The organism is Flavobacterium sp. GNP010 (assembly GCF_056428945.1).
Genome location: NZ_JBWJVK010000044.1, coordinates 1 through 15,413 on the forward strand (window position 1 = coordinate 1; position 15,413 = coordinate 15,413).

Below are 15,413 nucleotides of genomic sequence, written 5' to 3' on the forward strand. Positions count from 1 at the left end.
AAAGAATTAAAAGCACTTCCTGAAGGTTCTACTCCCACTCGCTTCCATATTTTCTCATCCAAAAAAGAAAATGCCAATGCGACTGTCAAAGCTTTAGAAATACTTTGAATAGAAAATTTTTCATTACTATCCCCTACCCCATAGTCTTCTTCATCAATTGTTGTCAAATGAATCCCAAATTTATCTGGATTTACTTTAGCTAATTCAGGAATAGAAAAAGTTACCTTCCCTTGTGATGGGCGTTTTTTAGATTCGTTATATATTTCTTGTAAAATGACTTTATAATTCATGTAACAGACTTTGATATATTTAAAATGGAGAAATTAAGTTTTCAACTTTTTTTTCTTTGCTGCCGGAAACAACACATTATTTAAAATCAAGCGATAGCCAGGAGAATTGGGATGCAGATCCAAAACCGTAGGAGGATCGCCTACTTGATGCTGAAAATCCTCTGGATCATGACCGCCATAAAAAGTAAACATCCCTTTCCCTCTTTGTCCATTTAAATATCGGACTTCACCATTCAACTCACAAGTTCCCATTACTAAAATATTAGACTTCACTAATGCGCTATCAAAAGCGGTCGTTTGTCCCATAAATCCTTTGACTAATTGTGTGTGATTTTGACAAAGCATGCTTGGAATTGGATCCCATTTTGCAGAAAATTCCATCAGTGTAAAATAATCCTTATCTACAGGAATTCGGCGCTTAGGAGTCATATCAATATCTGAAAATTCATATTGTTCTGGTCTTCTTTCTAATATATAATCCTTGAATGCAAATGAATTACTGTAATTCATTTTAGACTGGTAGTTGCCTTCACTAGGATCTCCATCAAACATGGTTTCACAAATATCAACACCATCAGCTGCGAGTGCAATATCAAAACTGTCCGTTGCTGAACACATCGCAAACATAAAGCCACCGCCTATGACAAAATCCCTTATTTTTTTGGCTACAGCACCTTTCTCTACCGCGACTTTCGTAAAACCAAGTTTGGTTGCTAATGCTTCAGCATCTTTTTTTTGTTCAATGTACCACGGCGCATTTTTATAAGCTGCATAAAATTTACCGTATTGCCCTGAAAAATCTTCATGATGCAAGTGCAACCAATCATAAAGCAACAATTGATCACTTAAAACTTCTTCATCATAAATAGGTGTGAAAGGAATTTCGGCATACGTTAACACCAGAGTAACTGCATCATCCCAAGGTTGTTTGCCTTTTGGTGTATAAACCGCAATTTTAGGTGCTTTTTCAAGTATCACAGATTCCATATTTTGAGAAGGACTCGCTATTTCATTTAAAATCGCAACTTCATCACTATCTGAAATTACTTCAAAACTCACACCACGAATTTGACATTCTTTGCGAATTTCATCCGCATCAGGCAATAGAAAAGACCCCCCACGATAGTTCAACAACCAACTGGCTTTGTAATTTTTATTTAAACACCAATACGTTATTCCGTATGCTTTGAGATGGTTTTTTTGGCTTGTTTCATCCATTGGTAACAAAATAAAAGAAGCTTTTACTGTTATCGTTAACAAGAGAAGAAACGTATAGAGAAATGCTTTATACATCGATTTAAGATTTTATACCTCAAAGATAGAAAGTAAGTCATTTAAATGCTTTAATCTTTCATTAAATATTTCCTCTAGAATAGTTTATAATAAAAACACGTAAAACTACGTATAGCCAAACCATTTTCTATCTATAAATTTGACACATAAACTTAATCTACTACCATGAAAAATTTAGTATTAAATCATCCAGAAAAAAATAGAAAAGCGAGTGTAATGGATCTTGTAAAAAAAGCAGCAATAGCGGTCTTAATAGCGCTAATTGTTACCTTTTATTATTTGTGTTATCATTTTATTTTTAAATAAAAACTCTTTTTAAATCCCCAAATACAGTACCTAATTATTGTGAAAAACTACTACAACACTTTAGCAGAAGAGATTTTTTATTTGGCTAATTTAGAAATAGATACAGATTCATTGAGAAGACAATTTTTCTATATTGATCCCGTAAAACTTGATAAAAGCTTAGACACTGATGATTTAAAAAAAGCATTTTGGATCAATGTTTACAATGCTTTCCACCTCATCATCTCCAATGATCTCAATCAAAATACTAAAATTTTTGATCTTAAAAGAATCAAAATTGCGGGCTCAGTACTTTCCTTAAATGATATTGAACACGGCATCCTGAGAAAAGGTAAGTTTAAAATTGGTTTTGGTCATATCGCCAATCCTTTTTATTCGGATTTTATAAAAAATCTAGCAGTTAGTACAGTCGATAACAGAATTTGTTTTGCTTTAAGACATACTAATTTGACAGCAGAAAACATTGAGTATTTCGATTGTGACCTGATAGAGGAACAACTTACTATAATTTCTAACGATTTTATACGTAATGATACTGAATATGATACTGAATTAAAGACAAGTAAACATTCGGCTTTTTTAGTATCGTATTTGAAAAATTTTAGAGGCAAAGATTCCGTAAAAAAAATAGTGAAAACAACTTCAGGTGTAGACTTAGTATAGTACAAAATAAGAATTAAAGACTACTATTGAGCCCAAAACTGCAACTAGCTAAAGCAACAAACTTTCCCAAAATTATTGAACAATGAATTCAACTCATTAATCATTCAATAGCAAAAGTGAATTCTGAACAGCATAAACTACCAAGCCAGCTATATTCCTAGATTCGGTTTTTAAGAGTAAATTGTTGCGATGTCCCTCGACTGTTCTGGGACTAATAAAAAGTTGATCCGCAATTTCTGCCGTACTTTTTTGAAGACAGATTAGTTTAAGTACTTCTATCTCACGTGGACTAAGAAAGTTAGAATCGAAATTACTTTTAGTTTTTTTAGTTGTCAAAACATCGTCTTGAATAATTTTCATTACATAATCTGTGTAATAAAAACCCTTTGAAGCTACTTCATTTATTGTAGTGAGTAATTCTTGTGGGGTAGCATTTTTTATCAAGTAGGAAACTGCTCCAACATCTATCATATTGGCCACAAAAGATTTAGAATCATAACTAGTAAGTGCAATGATTTTCAGCTCTGGAAATTCCTTTCTAATAATCTTGGTAGCCTCAACACCATTTATTACAGGCATTTTTAAATCCATGATAATAATATCTGGATGATTATTGGTGTTGTGTTGTAAATAAAAAATCAAATCCTCCCCATTTGAGGCTTCAAAAATAATATCAATATTAGCTTCGCGTCCCAACAAGAAGGAAATTCCTTTTCTAAAAAGGACTTCATCATCAACTAATATTATTTTGATAGCGTCTCTCATTTTAAAAGTTAAAAACTACTGAAATTCCTTTATTTACTGCACTCTCTAGGATCATTTCTCCTTTTAAAAAAGCGACTCTGCTTTCTATATTTTTCATTCCTAAACCTTTTTGATTATCGATAGTTATGGTATCAAAACCAATTCCGTTATCCTTGTAGGTACACCTTTTCATTTCTTGTATGTCCTCGATAACAATCGAAATATGAGATGCTTTTCCATGACGCAACGAATTGTTCATTAATTCCTGCAAAATTCTAAATACATGCAAGTGCCTATCGTTATCAGTAATGTCAAAGTTCGTTTTATTTTCATACTGTACCTCAACCACTTTAGAACTGCTGAATTCTAAACACAATTCTTCAATTCCGGCATGAAGTCCAAATTTTTCTAAAACGGGAGGCAGCAGCCCGTGAGCAATTTTCCTTGAACTATCAAGTGCTTTGCTCGTGAGCTCAATAATCGTTTTTGTAATTCCAAGGGTTTCATTTTCGGTTAAGTTAGGTGCCGTAAGCAAGTAACTGTTTAAAGAAACTATGTTTAGCTTAGAACTAATATCGTCATGTAAATCTTGTGCAATACGTTTGCGTTCCTCTTCTTGCGTAATGATTACAGCACTTAAAAGTTCCTTTTGATACTGAATTTCTAAGTCTTTCTTTTCTAATTCCTTTTGAATAATTCTCTTTCTTGAATAATAGAAAAATATAATTAAAGTCACCGCAACGACAATAAAAAAACCAGAGATATAAAAAATAATCTCTACTATTTCTTTCTCATCCGCTAGATTTTTCAACATAATTTAGTTTTTAATTGCTTTATTGTAAAAACTTCTTTTCCATTCGAAAAGTATAAACAACTGATAAACAATAACGAAAAATGAATTTACATTCCAAGTTAATAATTTAAATTCATCACTTAGTCCAGTTGTTATGTTTCCTACAAAAAACAGAACTGTACTTGCTAGTAAATATATAATTATTCCAATAGTTAAATAATAATATTCTTTATCCTCTAAAAGCATGTTGTACAAATGCATTATGGCAAATAAAACTACAAGTAAAGATGTAAGTGCAATTTCAAATAAATTAAACTTAAAAAATAGCTCTGGATGGAACCAATAATCCAGCAATAACAACAAAGAACCCACAATCATACTATAATGTATCACGATAACTTGAGGCTTCGTCTTCATCAATAATTTGTAAAAAAAACCCAAACACAAAAACTGCCCAATAAAATAAGCATGAACTAGATATAAGTTATTTTCACTTTGTAATACTAAAATCTCCATGATTAGCTGTACAACCACTAAAATCGTAAGATAATAAACAAGATATTGAAAGGTTTTCCCATGTTTAGAAAAACCTCTCCAATATAAAATAAAATTTAGTAGTAATAAAAAATATCCTCCGTAGGCTAAGATCAAATCCATTGCTATTAATTTTGCAATGGACTATTTGGGTCACCATGCGGCGGACAAGGTCTAGAAGCATCATACACAATACTAATATCTTCATCTACGTTAGGCTCTTTTTCAGTTTCCGAAGTTCCAAAAACGTCTCTGTAAATCCCTGTTTCATCTTTGTTTGCTCCTACAAACAAGAGTGTTTCTTCATTATTATCATTTATACCCATATAGGCACGCACAGCTTCTGTTTTAAGAGCTAATACTGCTTCAAGGCTTTCTCTTGGAATTAAAAAAGCATTAACTTTCTTTTTTGAATCCTCAATTTCAATATTGTTTTGAAACGCTTTGGTCCATTTTTCGGCAGTTTGCAATGAAATTTCAATTGACCCAGGGAAATTTTCGTTGTCCATAATTGTGTGTGTGTTTTAAGGTTAGTTTTATAGAACTTACTGTACTAAATAAGCGAAGCTAATTTATTCAATTTTTTTTACAAAAAGAACATTATAATTTATTAAAAATATACTGATACTTTTAATAAAAAATGCCCACAAAATATTCATTGAGGGCATATTATACAATTACAACAGACTATTAAAAAGGAACATCACTGTCATCATCAAAATCATTCAAATTACTCCCGAAAGCATCATTTGCTGATGGTAAATTTTTTGTAATAAAAGGATTGTCCTCTTGATTCATACTTGATGGTAAATCATCATAACCTCCACTAAAATCTTCCAGATTATCAAACTTCCCGAGGTGTCCAATGAACTTTAATCGAACGTTTTCTATACTACCATTACGGTGTTTTGCAATCATGATTTCGGCTTGTCCTGCTGTTGGTGAAGCTTCATCATCATCCCATTCGTCAATTTTATAATATTCTGGACGGTATAAAAACGAAACAATATCGGCATCTTGCTCAATCGCCCCAGATTCACGTAAATCCGATAATAAAGGTCTTTTACTAGAACCACGGGTTTCTACGGCACGCGATAATTGTGAAAGGGCAATAACAGGAACATTCAATTCCTTAGCTAATGCTTTTAAATTTCGGGAAATAGTAGAAATCTCCTGCTCTCTATTTCCGCCCCCTTTTCCGTTTCCTCCAGCGGTCATCAATTGCAAATAATCGACAATGATAATTCGGATTCCGTGTTGCGAAACCAAACGTCTTGCCTTGGCCCGTAAATCGAAAATAGACAAAGAAGGGGTGTCATCTATAAACAACGGTGCTTTCTCTAAATTCTTCACTTTGGTACTCAATTGTTCCCACTCGTGTTTTTCTAATTTACCGGTACGCAACTTCTCTGATGAGAGTCCGGTTTCTGAGGAAATCAAACGGGTGATCAGCTGAACTGATGCCATCTCCAACGAAAATAAGGCTACTGGCATTCCAAAATCGATTGCCATATTTCGAGCCATCGATAATACAAATGCGGTTTTACCCATCGCTGGCCTTGCTGCAATAATAATTAAATCACTTGGTTGCCAACCCGAAGTTATCTTATCTAATTTATCAAAACCTGTTGCTACACCACTTAATCCTTCTTGACCGGCAATTTCCTCGATTCTTTTTTTGGCTTGCAGTACTAAACTCTGCGCCGTTTCTGAACTACGTTTTATGTTTCCCTGCGTAACTTCGTAAAGTTTAGACTCAGCTCTGTCTAATAAATCAAAAACATCGGTAGTTTCATCATAGGAATCTTCGATAATTTCTGATGATATCCGAATCAAACTACGCTGAATAAATTTCTGTAAAATAATTCTGGAGTGAAATTCAATATGCGCCGAAGAAGAAATCTTTTGCGTAAGTTGAATAAGATAAAAATCCCCACCGGCCAGATCTAATTTTGCGTTTTTCTTTAATTGGGCCGAAACAGTTAATAAGTCAATGGGTTGTGTCTCGGTAAAAAGCTGAACAATAGCTTCAAAAATATGTTTGTGTGCGTCTTTGTAAAAAGCATCAGGTTGTAAAATATCAATGACATCATCTACCCCTTTTTTATCAATCATCATGGCACCCAGCACCGCCTCTTCTAAATCGAGAACCTGAGGAGGTAATTTCCCCTTTTCTAAACTTATAATTGTTGTTTTATCCACCTTTACGGGGTTTATATTTCTGAAGTTTTCCATAGAGCGAAAGTAGCAAAAATTAAAAAAATATTGAGATCGAGTTGTTACAAATAATTGTTTATAAATAACTATTTTTTGTTTATAACCAAAAAAAAATCCGAAACGGCAAGGCTTCGGATTAAAGATAATTTTGTAAGCTTTTACTCCTTATACTCACCCATTTTACTGTATTTCTCCATTCTTTGAGCGATTAATTCAGCTGTTGATAAGTCTTTCAATTCATTAAAACCTTTCATGATATATTGTTCTACTGTTTTAAAAGTAGTGGCTCTATCGTAGTGTGCTCCACCCAAAGGCTCTGGTATAATATCATCGACTAATTTTTGTTTTTTCATGTCAGCTGATGTCAATTTTAAAGCTTCGGCAGCTTGTTCTTTGTATTCCCAGCTTTTCCATAAAATAGAAGAACATGACTCTGGAGAAATAACAGAATACCAAGTGTTTTCCATCATGTATACTTTATCGCCTACACCTATTCCTAATGCACCTCCAGAAGCTCCTTCGCCAACAATTACGGTGATGATAGGCACTTTTAAACGAATCATTTCAAATATGTTTCTGGCAATAGCTTCTCCTTGCCCACGCTCCTCGGCTTCTAAACCGGGATAAGCTCCGGGAGTATCAATCAACGTCAAAACCGGAATGCCAAATTTCTCTGCCATTTTCATTAAACGCAACGCTTTTCTATAGCCTTCTGGATTTGCCATACCGAAATTTCTGTACTGACGCATCTTAGTATTGATTCCTTTTTGTTGACCTACAATCATGAATGATTGTCCATCTATTTGACCTAAACCACCAATCATGGCTTTGTCATCTTTAAAATTTCTATCACCAAAAAGTTCTAAGAAAGTCCCTTTTGTAAGATTTGTAATGTGTTCTAAAGTGTAAGGTCTATTAGGATGACGGGAAAGTTGTACCCGTTGCCAAGCGGTCAAGTTTCTATAAATTTGTCTTTTAGTCTCTTCTAACTTTTTGTTGATTTGTTTGCAAGTATTCGTTACATCAACATCCGATTCTTGACCAATAATAAGACATTTGTCTAACTGCTCTTCTAGTTCTTTTATTGGAAGCTCAAAATCTAAATATTCCATAGGATTTTTGCGTTTTTGTTTTTATTTCGAACGGCAAATATAAAATTTTAAATCGTTCAAAAAGGTAAATAATCTATTTATGTATAAAAGTTTGCTTCAATAAAGCAAGAATTTCTTAAACCGTTTTGCCCTTTTGGTAGTGTTTAATCGCACCGTTCAGGATTACTGTAATTACAATTATTAGTGCTCCAATGTAAAATTCAAAACTCATTTTCTCTTTTCCGCCAAGGATAAAATAAGCCAGAATAATGCCGTAAACAGGTTCTAAGTTGGTCGTTAACATGACTGTATATGGCGTTAGTTTTTGCATCACTTTGACCGAAGCCGTAAAAGCATAGGCCGTACAAACAGAAGCCAGAATCAATATTAAAGTCCAATTATTTGCAGTCAAAACAAAAAATTCTGTCGTGAATTTCCCTTGAAACAAAAAGTAAATGGTTATAAAGGTGACACCTGCCAGGAATTCATAAAAAGAGATTACCGAGGGATTGTGAACTGCAATAAGTTTACCGTTCATGAGCGTAAACAAAACCCCTAATATGATCGAAGCTAAAGCGTACAACATTCCGTCAAGGTAGTTGATTTCGACTTTCATAATCAGTGCTAATCCGGCAATAATTACAAGGCCAAAAAAGACTTCGTACCACAAAACCTTTCGCCCATAAAAGAGTGGCTCTAAAATAGATGCAAAAAAGGCACCCAATGAAAAAACCGATAGTGTTATAGACACATTAGACACATGAATCGCTTTAAAAAAAAAGATCCAGTGTAACGCAATCAATAAACCGACGAAAATCAATTTAAGGAACGACTTTAAGGGAATTCGAAACGATTTTTTCTTAAACACCAAAAACAACGCTAAAAAGACAGCGGCAAAAAACATGCGATACCAAACCAAGGCATCTGCTGTAATGGTGATTAAAGCGCCTAAAATGGCCGTAAAACCCCAAATAAAAACAATCAGATGGAGGTTTAAATAACTTTTTAAATTATCGTTTTGCATTTCGTAGTAGATAAAGGGCTAAAATTCCAAAGGCTATATTGGGTAACCAAACGGCTAACATGGGCGGAATACTGGATTTCTCTGCCAATACCCCAAAGATTTTATCAAAAAATACAAAGGCAAAAGCCAATGCAATCCCTATTGCTAAATTGGTTCCCATACCGCCTCGTCGCTTCATAGCAGAAACGGCAACGGCAATAATAGTAAGAATAAATGCTGAGACCGGCACGCTGTATTTTTTATACAGCACCACCAAATATACATTTATAGTAGAGGAACCTCTTGCTTTTTCTTTTTTTATAAAGGCGTTTAATTTTCCTAAACTCAACGTTTCAGCAATGTAAACCACTGGTGCTAAATCTTCTAAATCAAAATTAAAAACAACCTCTTTTTCTGGGAGTTTTACAATAACATCATTGGTTTCACCTACCGTTCTTTTCGTATAATCGTATAAGATATATTTACGTTTCTTGGGATCGTATTTTATTCTGGAAGCAGTAATTTTATGTACTAATTTCTGATTTTTAAACTTTTCTAATGAAAAATTAAAAGCCGTTTTAGATTCGGCATTAAAACTATTTACATAAATAAACTCGTCATCGCTAATTTGTCGGTACACATCGGTATTGTCGCCAAGCATCGCCTCTTTACCGCCTCCTTTTAAGTACGTGTACCTAAAATTATTGAAGCCTTCACTGGCTTTTGGAACCACAAAGAAACCCATCAACAGTACAAAAACAGAAACTATAGAAGCACCAATAATATACGGACGTAAAAAACGCGTAAATGAAATCCCAGAACTCAAAATAGCGATAATCTCAGTATCATTGGCTAATTTTGAAGTAAACCAAATTACCGATAAAAATAAAAATATCGGAAAAAGAGAATTCGCAAAATAAATCGTAAAGTTATAGTAGTACAACGCAATATCTAAAAACGGGATTTTATTCTCCAGCATTTTATTGATCTTCTCCGATACATCAACTACAATTCCGATGGGGATAAACAACAACAGCATCACCGCAAATGTGGCTAAATATCTTTTAAGGATGTATTTGTCTATTATTGTTAGCATTTTTTCTCGTGATTAGTTAGTAGTCCTTAGTGAATAGTACTTAGTAAATAGTCCCTAGTGAGTGGTTCTTAGTAAAAAGTCTTTAGCAACTTAGAATAGGCTGAAGTAATTATTTAGAGTACGAGCAACAAAATGGCTATATTCAATTTATCATTTTTGCTATTCACTACTTACTTTTCACTTACAAACGTTGATTCATATTTTTCACCATCATTTCTTTCCAAGGCTTAAAATCACCTGCTAAGATATGTTTTCTGGCTTCACGAACCAACCACATATAAAAACCAAGATTGTGTATCGTAGCAATTTGTTTTCCCAGGTATTCATTGGCAGCAAAAAGATGGCGCAAATACGCTTTAGTATATTCAGTATCTACCCAAGTGATTCCCATCTCATCTACAGGAGAAAAATCAGCTTCCCACTTTTTATTTTTAATATTGATGGTTCCGTTAGCGGTAAACAACATTCCGTTGCGGGCGTTACGAGTAGGCATCACACAATCAAACATATCAATACCCAAAGCTATGTTTTCAAGAATGTTAATAGGCGTTCCTACACCCATCAAATACCTTGGTTTGTCTTCGGGTAAAATTTCACACACCACCTCAGTCATGGCATACATTTCCTCTGCAGGTTCCCCTACAGATAAGCCGCCTATGGCATTTCCTTGTTGGTTGGAATTGGCAATATATTCTGCTGATTGTGCCCGTAAATCTTTATAGGTACTTCCTTGTACAATAGGGAAAAAAGTTTGCTCGTACCCGTACTTAAACGGTAGCGTGTCTAGGTGATTAATGCAGCGATCCAACCAACGGTGCGTCATTTTCATAGAGCGCTTCGCATAGTTGTAATCGCAAGGATAGGGCGTGCATTCATCAAATGCCATGATAATATCGGCACCTATGGTACGTTGTATCTCCATCACATTCTCAGGCGTAAAAAAATGGTACGAACCATCAATATGCGATTTAAACTTTACCCCTTCTTCCTTAATTTTTCTATTGGCACTCAAGGAATACACTTGGTATCCGCCAGAATCTGTCAATATATTTCTGTCCCAGTTCATAAACTTGTGCAAACCACCCGCTTTTTCTAGAATTTCAGTCTGCGGACGTAAGTACAAGTGATACGTATTTCCTAAAATAATATCAGGATTTATATCCTCTTTCAATTCCCGCTGATGCACCCCTTTTACAGAGGCAACAGTACCTACTGGCATAAATATTGGCGTTTCAATTACCCCGTGATCGGTGGTAATAGTTCCCGCTCTAGCCTTAGATAACGGATCTTTTTTTAATAAATCAAACTTCATTTTGTATTGTATTATCTACATCTTTCTTAAAAACCCTATCCTATCACTACAATAACACAGCGCCAAAAAAATTATGCAACGTATATCTCCCGATTGTTCGGCTGGCAAAGATAGGTTAATTTGAAACCCACATCAAAAAATATTTTTCTGCACTTCATTCCCTCAAAACAACTTCAATTCCCTCTTGGGTGTACCCCTACGTAAAAACTTCGGGTCGGGCTTTCGGCTTTATCTTTCCGTTCCACTACAAGGATACCTCCCGAAGTCTCGGGATCATCCCTTACACAAAAAAAAGATGTAACAATTCAAGGCGCAAAATGGAGTAAAAATCTTAAAATAAATGTATCTTTAAACACCAAAAAAGAGGCACAATGAACTGGAAAGCAGCACCCTTAAAACATAGAGACGAAAATAGAATTGCACTCTATTTTGAAAAAAACCAAGAACTCATTCAACAAGTCAAGCAAATAAGGGGCGCTAGATGGAGCCAACAAAAAAAACTGTGGCACATACCCGACACTATCGAAAACAGAATCCAGTTTGAACTGCAACCACAACACGTAGAGCAACTTTCTCTTGACGCGATTCACTATTTAGAAAAATTCAAACAATGGTTGCAATCCAAACGCTATAGTCCGAACACCATAGCCACGTACTCTGAGGCCTTAAAAACATTTTTACTCTTTTTTCCAGAAAAAAGCATCCCCGAAATAGACAACAATGATGTAATCCTGTTCAATAACAACTACATCCTTGACAAAAAATTATCTGAATCCTATCAAAACCAAATTGTAAATGCCATCAAACTCTTTTTTAAAATAGTATTAGATACCAAAATTGACATTGACAAGATACACCGACCCAAACGCGCCAAAGTATTACCCAATGTGCTAAGCAAAGAAGAGGTAAAACTAATCTTGAATGCCCACAACAACCTCAAGCATAAAACAATGCTTTCCTTAATTTATAGTTGTGGTTTGCGTAGAAGCGAACTCCTAAATTTAAAACCTGCTGATATTGATTCTAAAAGAGGAATTATAATTATCCGCCAAAGCAAGGGTAAAAAGGACAGAATTACTCCCTTATCTCCAAAATTTTTAGAGATGCTCCGAGAATATTACATAGGCTATAGACCTAAAATTTGGCTTTTTGAAGGGGTAACTCCTGGAGAAAGGTATTCCGAAAAAAGTTTACAAAGTGTCCTTAAGCAAGCATTACAAAAAGCAAGCATTACAAAACCCGTTAGTTTGCATTGGTTGCGTCATAGTTTTGCTACTCATTTGCTGGAAAGCGGTACCGATTTGCGCTACATACAAGAATTATTGGGTCATAATAGCAGTAAAACTACCGAAATTTACACCCACGTAAGTACGAAAAGTTTGCAACAAATTAAAAGTCCGTTTGATGATTTATAAAAAAATATACTACATTTGAAAATAAATAAAACTGACTCTTGTCAGACAAAGCCACCCAATATTGGGGTGATAGGTCTGATTTTGTCAGACATATATACAAGTTGGCGGTCAGTTTACCGCAGAGAACTAAATACAAAAAGAAGATAGTAGTTTTGGAAAAAGAAGAATTAAATAAAATCATCGAAAAAATTGAAAGTGAAAATTCTAAAGAAAAAGCATTTTTTGGAATTCACTACGTAGATGCAGGAGATGAATTATTTATTAAAGCAAATAAATACGGGCTAGAATTGTTTGCGAACGAACTGTTGAAAGCATCTCGAAATGCTGATGAAATTATCCAAAATTCAGACAAAAACATATTAACATTTGACCCGAAAGAAAAATGGATTACTAGCGATATTTGGCTTGCGTATATTGAACCAAAAGCAGATAACAGAATTGACATCAATGACAAACCATATAAAAAGAAATGGAAAGATAAAGTTTTCGAATATGGTTGCTTAACAATAATTGGAATTGGAATAATAGTTTTTATCGCGGGAATTTTTGCAGTAATTAGTTGGTTCAGATAAAAACAAGCAAAAGTATAGAATCGAAAATTTATTAAATAGAATAAAACCGAACCGCCAACACACGCTACAAGCAATTTGGGTATTAGGCTTAATGGAAAAATTAGTTTGTATTTGGAAGATTTGGCAAATCCGAATAATGGGCTTAATTTAGTCCAAACTGCTTTTAGCGCGGGAACGTTGGCGGTCAGTTTACCGTAGAGAACTAAATACAAAAAAGAAGATAGTAGTTTTGGAAAAAGAAGAATTAAATAAAATCATCGAAAAAATTGAAAGTGAAAATTCTAAAGAAAAAGCATTTTTTGGAATTCACTACGTAGATGCAGGAGATGAATTATTTATTAAAGCAAATAAATACGGGCTAGAATTGTTTGCGAACGAACTGTTGAAAGCATCTCGAAATGCTGATGAAATTATCCAAAATTCAGACAAAAACATATTAACATTTGACCCGAAAGAAAAATGGATTACTAGCGATATTTGGCTTGCGTATATTGAACCAAAAGCAGATAACAGAATTGACATCAATGACAAACCATATAAAAAGAAATGGAAAGATAAAGTTTTCGAATATGGTTGCTTAACAATAATTGGAATTGGAATAATAGTTTTTATCGCGGGAATTTTTGCAGTAATTAGTTGGTTCAGATAAAAACAAGCAAAAGTATAGAATCGAAAATTTATTAAATAGAATAAAACCGAACCGCCAACACACGCTACAAGCAATTTGGGAATTTGGCTTAATTTGAAATTGGTTTTGTATTTGGCAGATTTGGCAAATCCGAATAATGGGCTTAATTTAGTCCCAAACTGCGTGTAGCGCGGGGACGTTATCACTCAGCTTCGTCAGAACTACCAAAAACTCGCTCGTCTTTATAATAATTCATTAAGTCAAAAAAGTGTTTAAAATCAATTGCATTGTGTCCATAATCTAAAGTATCAATCATTTCATCGTTATCAGTTTCTGAATAATTAAAACCAAACATTTCATTAATTTTTCTATCTAAGGCAAAACCAGATGATTTAGCTTTTAACGTGGCTTTTTTTCTTGCTTCAAATAGCTTTTTCAATTCTTTTATATTTTTGTCCATATCGTTGTGAATAAAAAGCCGAAGTGATAACCTACGCTACACAATATTCAGGCTTTAGGTTTAATTTAATAATTGTTTGTGTCTGTAAGTACTGGTCTTTAATCAATAATTCAGGTGTACTTTATCCTGAACATCGTGTAGCTTTTCCGTTGTGCGTTATTTTCGAGCGACAGAAAACCTAAAATAAAATAGAAATATGAGTTGGGAAATTGTATTATTTAGTTCAGTACAAAATTTAGTTTCATTAGAAAATCTAAACGAAGATTTACTAAAACCAATTGATTTTGACAAAGTATTGAAATCAAAATTTGTAAACATAAAGAAATCCGAAAATCATAACGAAATTATTGGAAAAGATTTCTCGGTTGAATTTTTTAACGATGAAGAATTGGTTAGTAATAAAATGTTGAGTGTTTACGGCGAAAATGGATTGTTTGAATTAATAAGAATTGCAAAAGAAGAAAATTGGCAAATTTATGATAGCGGAATTGACAAAATGCTGAATCTTGAAAAACCTGAAGAAAATGGTTACGGAAATTTCAGACAATATTTGAAAAATATATTATCAACTGAATAAATGAAACAACTTTTAAATATAATTATTATGCTATCATTTTTAAGATTCGGAAAATCGAATGCTCAAACGAAAAAAGAATTTAAAGATCCATTGAATACAGCCGTATTTACAACTAAATATGTTATCGAAGAAAATAGAGATATCACATACGTTACTCACGAATTGGAAGATGGTTCTTGGCAGTTTTTTAGTGATGATAAATTCGAAGATTTCACAAAAGTTGCATTATTAGTATCAATAGGCAATATTATTAAAAGAGACAAAACTGTTTTAGAAATTGCAGACTTACCGCTGGGATGTTATGCAAAAAGAAAAAACAGAACTGAAAAATGGGAAATTTTTAAAACAAAATAAAAAAACAACGCACAACAGATAAGGTTTCGTTGCGGCTGCAAGCCGAACAATGAAACCTGTGTTGA

The 15,413-nt window shown here is 33.8% G+C and carries 19 protein-coding genes; 7 read left to right on the forward strand and 12 right to left on the reverse strand.

Translation table 11 applies throughout. The features are described 5' to 3' along the window. Together AC061C_RS13800 and AC061C_RS13805 are read right to left on the reverse strand one after the other, a co-directional pair. Positions 1–290 (reverse strand): glutaminase (locus AC061C_RS13800; RefSeq protein ID WP_478291644.1); only part of this gene is annotated, 290 nt, incomplete at its 3' end. Positions 291–323: 33 nt separating this feature from the next. Then, positions 324–1,583, reverse strand: a complete 1,260-nt coding sequence (locus AC061C_RS13805; RefSeq protein WP_478291645.1) for an asparagine synthetase B — start codon at positions 1,581–1,583, stop codon at positions 324–326. 165 nt (positions 1,584–1,748) lie between these two features. Between AC061C_RS13805 and AC061C_RS13810 the strand changes: the two genes are divergently transcribed. Continuing rightward, entirely contained in the window at positions 1,749–1,889 is a 141-nt protein-coding gene (locus AC061C_RS13810) for a hypothetical protein (protein WP_417945927.1), read from the forward strand. Between the two features lie 39 nt (positions 1,890–1,928). Beyond that, the gene (locus AC061C_RS13815; RefSeq protein ID WP_478291646.1) at positions 1,929–2,552 is read left to right on the forward strand and encodes a DUF547 domain-containing protein; all 624 of its coding nucleotides are present in this window, start codon (positions 1,929–1,931) and stop codon (positions 2,550–2,552) included. 96 nt (positions 2,553–2,648) lie between these two features. Here the strand turns inward: AC061C_RS13815 and AC061C_RS13820 are convergent, their stop codons facing one another. The 9 genes from AC061C_RS13820 to tgt form a co-directional block, all read right to left on the reverse strand. Next, entirely contained in the window at positions 2,649–3,317 is a 669-nt protein-coding gene (locus tag AC061C_RS13820; RefSeq protein ID WP_478291647.1) for a response regulator transcription factor, read from the reverse strand. Position 3,318: 1 nt separating this feature from the next. After that, entirely contained in the window at positions 3,319–4,110 is a 792-nt protein-coding gene (locus tag AC061C_RS13825; protein WP_478291648.1) for a sensor histidine kinase, read from the reverse strand. Between the two features lie 3 nt (positions 4,111–4,113). Further along, the gene (locus AC061C_RS13830) at positions 4,114–4,746 is read right to left on the reverse strand and encodes a hypothetical protein (RefSeq protein WP_478291649.1); all 633 of its coding nucleotides are present in this window, start codon (positions 4,744–4,746) and stop codon (positions 4,114–4,116) included. 5 nt (positions 4,747–4,751) lie between these two features. Then, the gene (locus AC061C_RS13835) at positions 4,752–5,132 is read right to left on the reverse strand and encodes a hypothetical protein (RefSeq protein ID WP_478291650.1); all 381 of its coding nucleotides are present in this window, start codon (positions 5,130–5,132) and stop codon (positions 4,752–4,754) included. Between the two features lie 181 nt (positions 5,133–5,313). Then, positions 5,314–6,858 (reverse strand): replicative DNA helicase, encoded by a 1,545-nt coding sequence (dnaB, locus tag AC061C_RS13840; protein ID WP_478291651.1) that lies wholly within the window; start codon positions 6,856–6,858, stop codon positions 5,314–5,316. A gap of 140 nt (positions 6,859–6,998) precedes the next feature. Then, complete coding sequence (locus AC061C_RS13845; RefSeq protein WP_478291652.1) at positions 6,999–7,952, reverse strand: acetyl-CoA carboxylase carboxyltransferase subunit alpha; 954 nt, start codon at positions 7,950–7,952, stop codon at positions 6,999–7,001. 115 nt (positions 7,953–8,067) lie between these two features. Next, positions 8,068–8,955, reverse strand: a complete 888-nt coding sequence (locus AC061C_RS13850; protein ID WP_478291653.1) for a DMT family transporter — start codon at positions 8,953–8,955, stop codon at positions 8,068–8,070. Further along, the gene (locus tag AC061C_RS13855; protein ID WP_478291654.1) at positions 8,942–10,030 is read right to left on the reverse strand and encodes an LptF/LptG family permease; all 1,089 of its coding nucleotides are present in this window, start codon (positions 10,028–10,030) and stop codon (positions 8,942–8,944) included. The genes AC061C_RS13850 and AC061C_RS13855 overlap by 14 nt, the downstream gene beginning before the upstream one ends. A 181-nt stretch (positions 10,031–10,211) precedes the next feature. Continuing rightward, a complete protein-coding gene (gene tgt, locus AC061C_RS13860; protein ID WP_417945947.1) occupies positions 10,212–11,342 on the reverse strand; it encodes a tRNA guanosine(34) transglycosylase Tgt in 1,131 nt (376 codons plus the stop codon). A gap of 371 nt (positions 11,343–11,713) precedes the next feature. Here tgt and xerA point away from each other — a divergent pair, with 371 nt between their 5' ends. The 3 genes from xerA to AC061C_RS13875 all read left to right on the forward strand — a co-directional run bounded on the left by xerA (position 11,714) and on the right by AC061C_RS13875 (position 13,978). After that, on the forward strand, positions 11,714–12,757 hold the full coding sequence (gene xerA, locus AC061C_RS13865) for a site-specific tyrosine recombinase/integron integrase (protein ID WP_478291655.1): 1,044 nt from the start codon (positions 11,714–11,716) through the stop codon (positions 12,755–12,757). A gap of 38 nt (positions 12,758–12,795) precedes the next feature. Next, on the forward strand, positions 12,796–13,329 hold the full coding sequence (locus tag AC061C_RS13870; RefSeq protein WP_478291656.1) for a hypothetical protein: 534 nt from the start codon (positions 12,796–12,798) through the stop codon (positions 13,327–13,329). A gap of 229 nt (positions 13,330–13,558) precedes the next feature. After that, positions 13,559–13,978: a hypothetical protein gene (locus AC061C_RS13875; RefSeq protein WP_478291657.1), complete on the forward strand. Its 420-nt coding sequence runs from the start codon at positions 13,559–13,561 to the stop codon at positions 13,976–13,978. A gap of 181 nt (positions 13,979–14,159) precedes the next feature. On the opposite strand, the gene AC061C_RS13880 is transcribed toward AC061C_RS13875, so the two are convergent. Continuing rightward, on the reverse strand, positions 14,160–14,417 hold the full coding sequence (locus tag AC061C_RS13880) for a hypothetical protein (RefSeq protein ID WP_478291658.1): 258 nt from the start codon (positions 14,415–14,417) through the stop codon (positions 14,160–14,162). A 196-nt stretch (positions 14,418–14,613) separates the two neighbouring features. Between AC061C_RS13880 and AC061C_RS13885 the strand changes: the two genes are divergently transcribed. Continuing rightward, positions 14,614–14,994, forward strand: a complete 381-nt coding sequence (locus tag AC061C_RS13885) for a hypothetical protein (protein ID WP_478291659.1) — start codon at positions 14,614–14,616, stop codon at positions 14,992–14,994. 27 nt (positions 14,995–15,021) lie between these two features. After that, the gene (locus tag AC061C_RS13890) at positions 15,022–15,348 is read left to right on the forward strand and encodes an immunity protein Imm33 domain-containing protein (RefSeq protein WP_478291660.1); all 327 of its coding nucleotides are present in this window, start codon (positions 15,022–15,024) and stop codon (positions 15,346–15,348) included. Positions 15,349–15,413 lie beyond the last annotated feature (65 nt).

Coding starts and splice junctions, on each gene's coding strand:
- AC061C_RS13880 (WP_478291658.1), bottom strand. CDS start 14,417: ATGGACAAAAATATAAAAGAATTGAAAAAGCTATTTGAAGCAAGAAAA.
- AC061C_RS13805 (WP_478291645.1), bottom strand. CDS start 1,583: ATGTATAAAGCATTTCTCTATACGTTTCTTCTCTTGTTAACGATAACA.
- xerA (WP_478291655.1), top strand. CDS start 11,714: ATGAACTGGAAAGCAGCACCCTTAAAACATAGAGACGAAAATAGAATT.
- AC061C_RS13845 (WP_478291652.1), bottom strand. CDS start 7,952: ATGGAATATTTAGATTTTGAGCTTCCAATAAAAGAACTAGAAGAGCAG.
- dnaB (WP_478291651.1), bottom strand. CDS start 6,858: ATGGAAAACTTCAGAAATATAAACCCCGTAAAGGTGGATAAAACAACA.
- tgt (WP_417945947.1), bottom strand. CDS start 11,342: ATGAAGTTTGATTTATTAAAAAAAGATCCGTTATCTAAGGCTAGAGCG.
- AC061C_RS13830 (WP_478291649.1), bottom strand. CDS start 4,746: ATGGATTTGATCTTAGCCTACGGAGGATATTTTTTATTACTACTAAAT.
- AC061C_RS13810 (WP_417945927.1), top strand. CDS start 1,749: ATGAAAAATTTAGTATTAAATCATCCAGAAAAAAATAGAAAAGCGAGT.
- AC061C_RS13855 (WP_478291654.1), bottom strand. CDS start 10,030: ATGCTAACAATAATAGACAAATACATCCTTAAAAGATATTTAGCCACA.
- AC061C_RS13820 (WP_478291647.1), bottom strand. CDS start 3,317: ATGAGAGACGCTATCAAAATAATATTAGTTGATGATGAAGTCCTTTTT.
- AC061C_RS13850 (WP_478291653.1), bottom strand. CDS start 8,955: ATGCAAAACGATAATTTAAAAAGTTATTTAAACCTCCATCTGATTGTT.
- AC061C_RS13890 (WP_478291660.1), top strand. CDS start 15,022: ATGCTATCATTTTTAAGATTCGGAAAATCGAATGCTCAAACGAAAAAA.
- AC061C_RS13835 (WP_478291650.1), bottom strand. CDS start 5,132: ATGGACAACGAAAATTTCCCTGGGTCAATTGAAATTTCATTGCAAACT.
- AC061C_RS13885 (WP_478291659.1), top strand. CDS start 14,614: ATGAGTTGGGAAATTGTATTATTTAGTTCAGTACAAAATTTAGTTTCA.
- AC061C_RS13825 (WP_478291648.1), bottom strand. CDS start 4,110: ATGTTGAAAAATCTAGCGGATGAGAAAGAAATAGTAGAGATTATTTTT.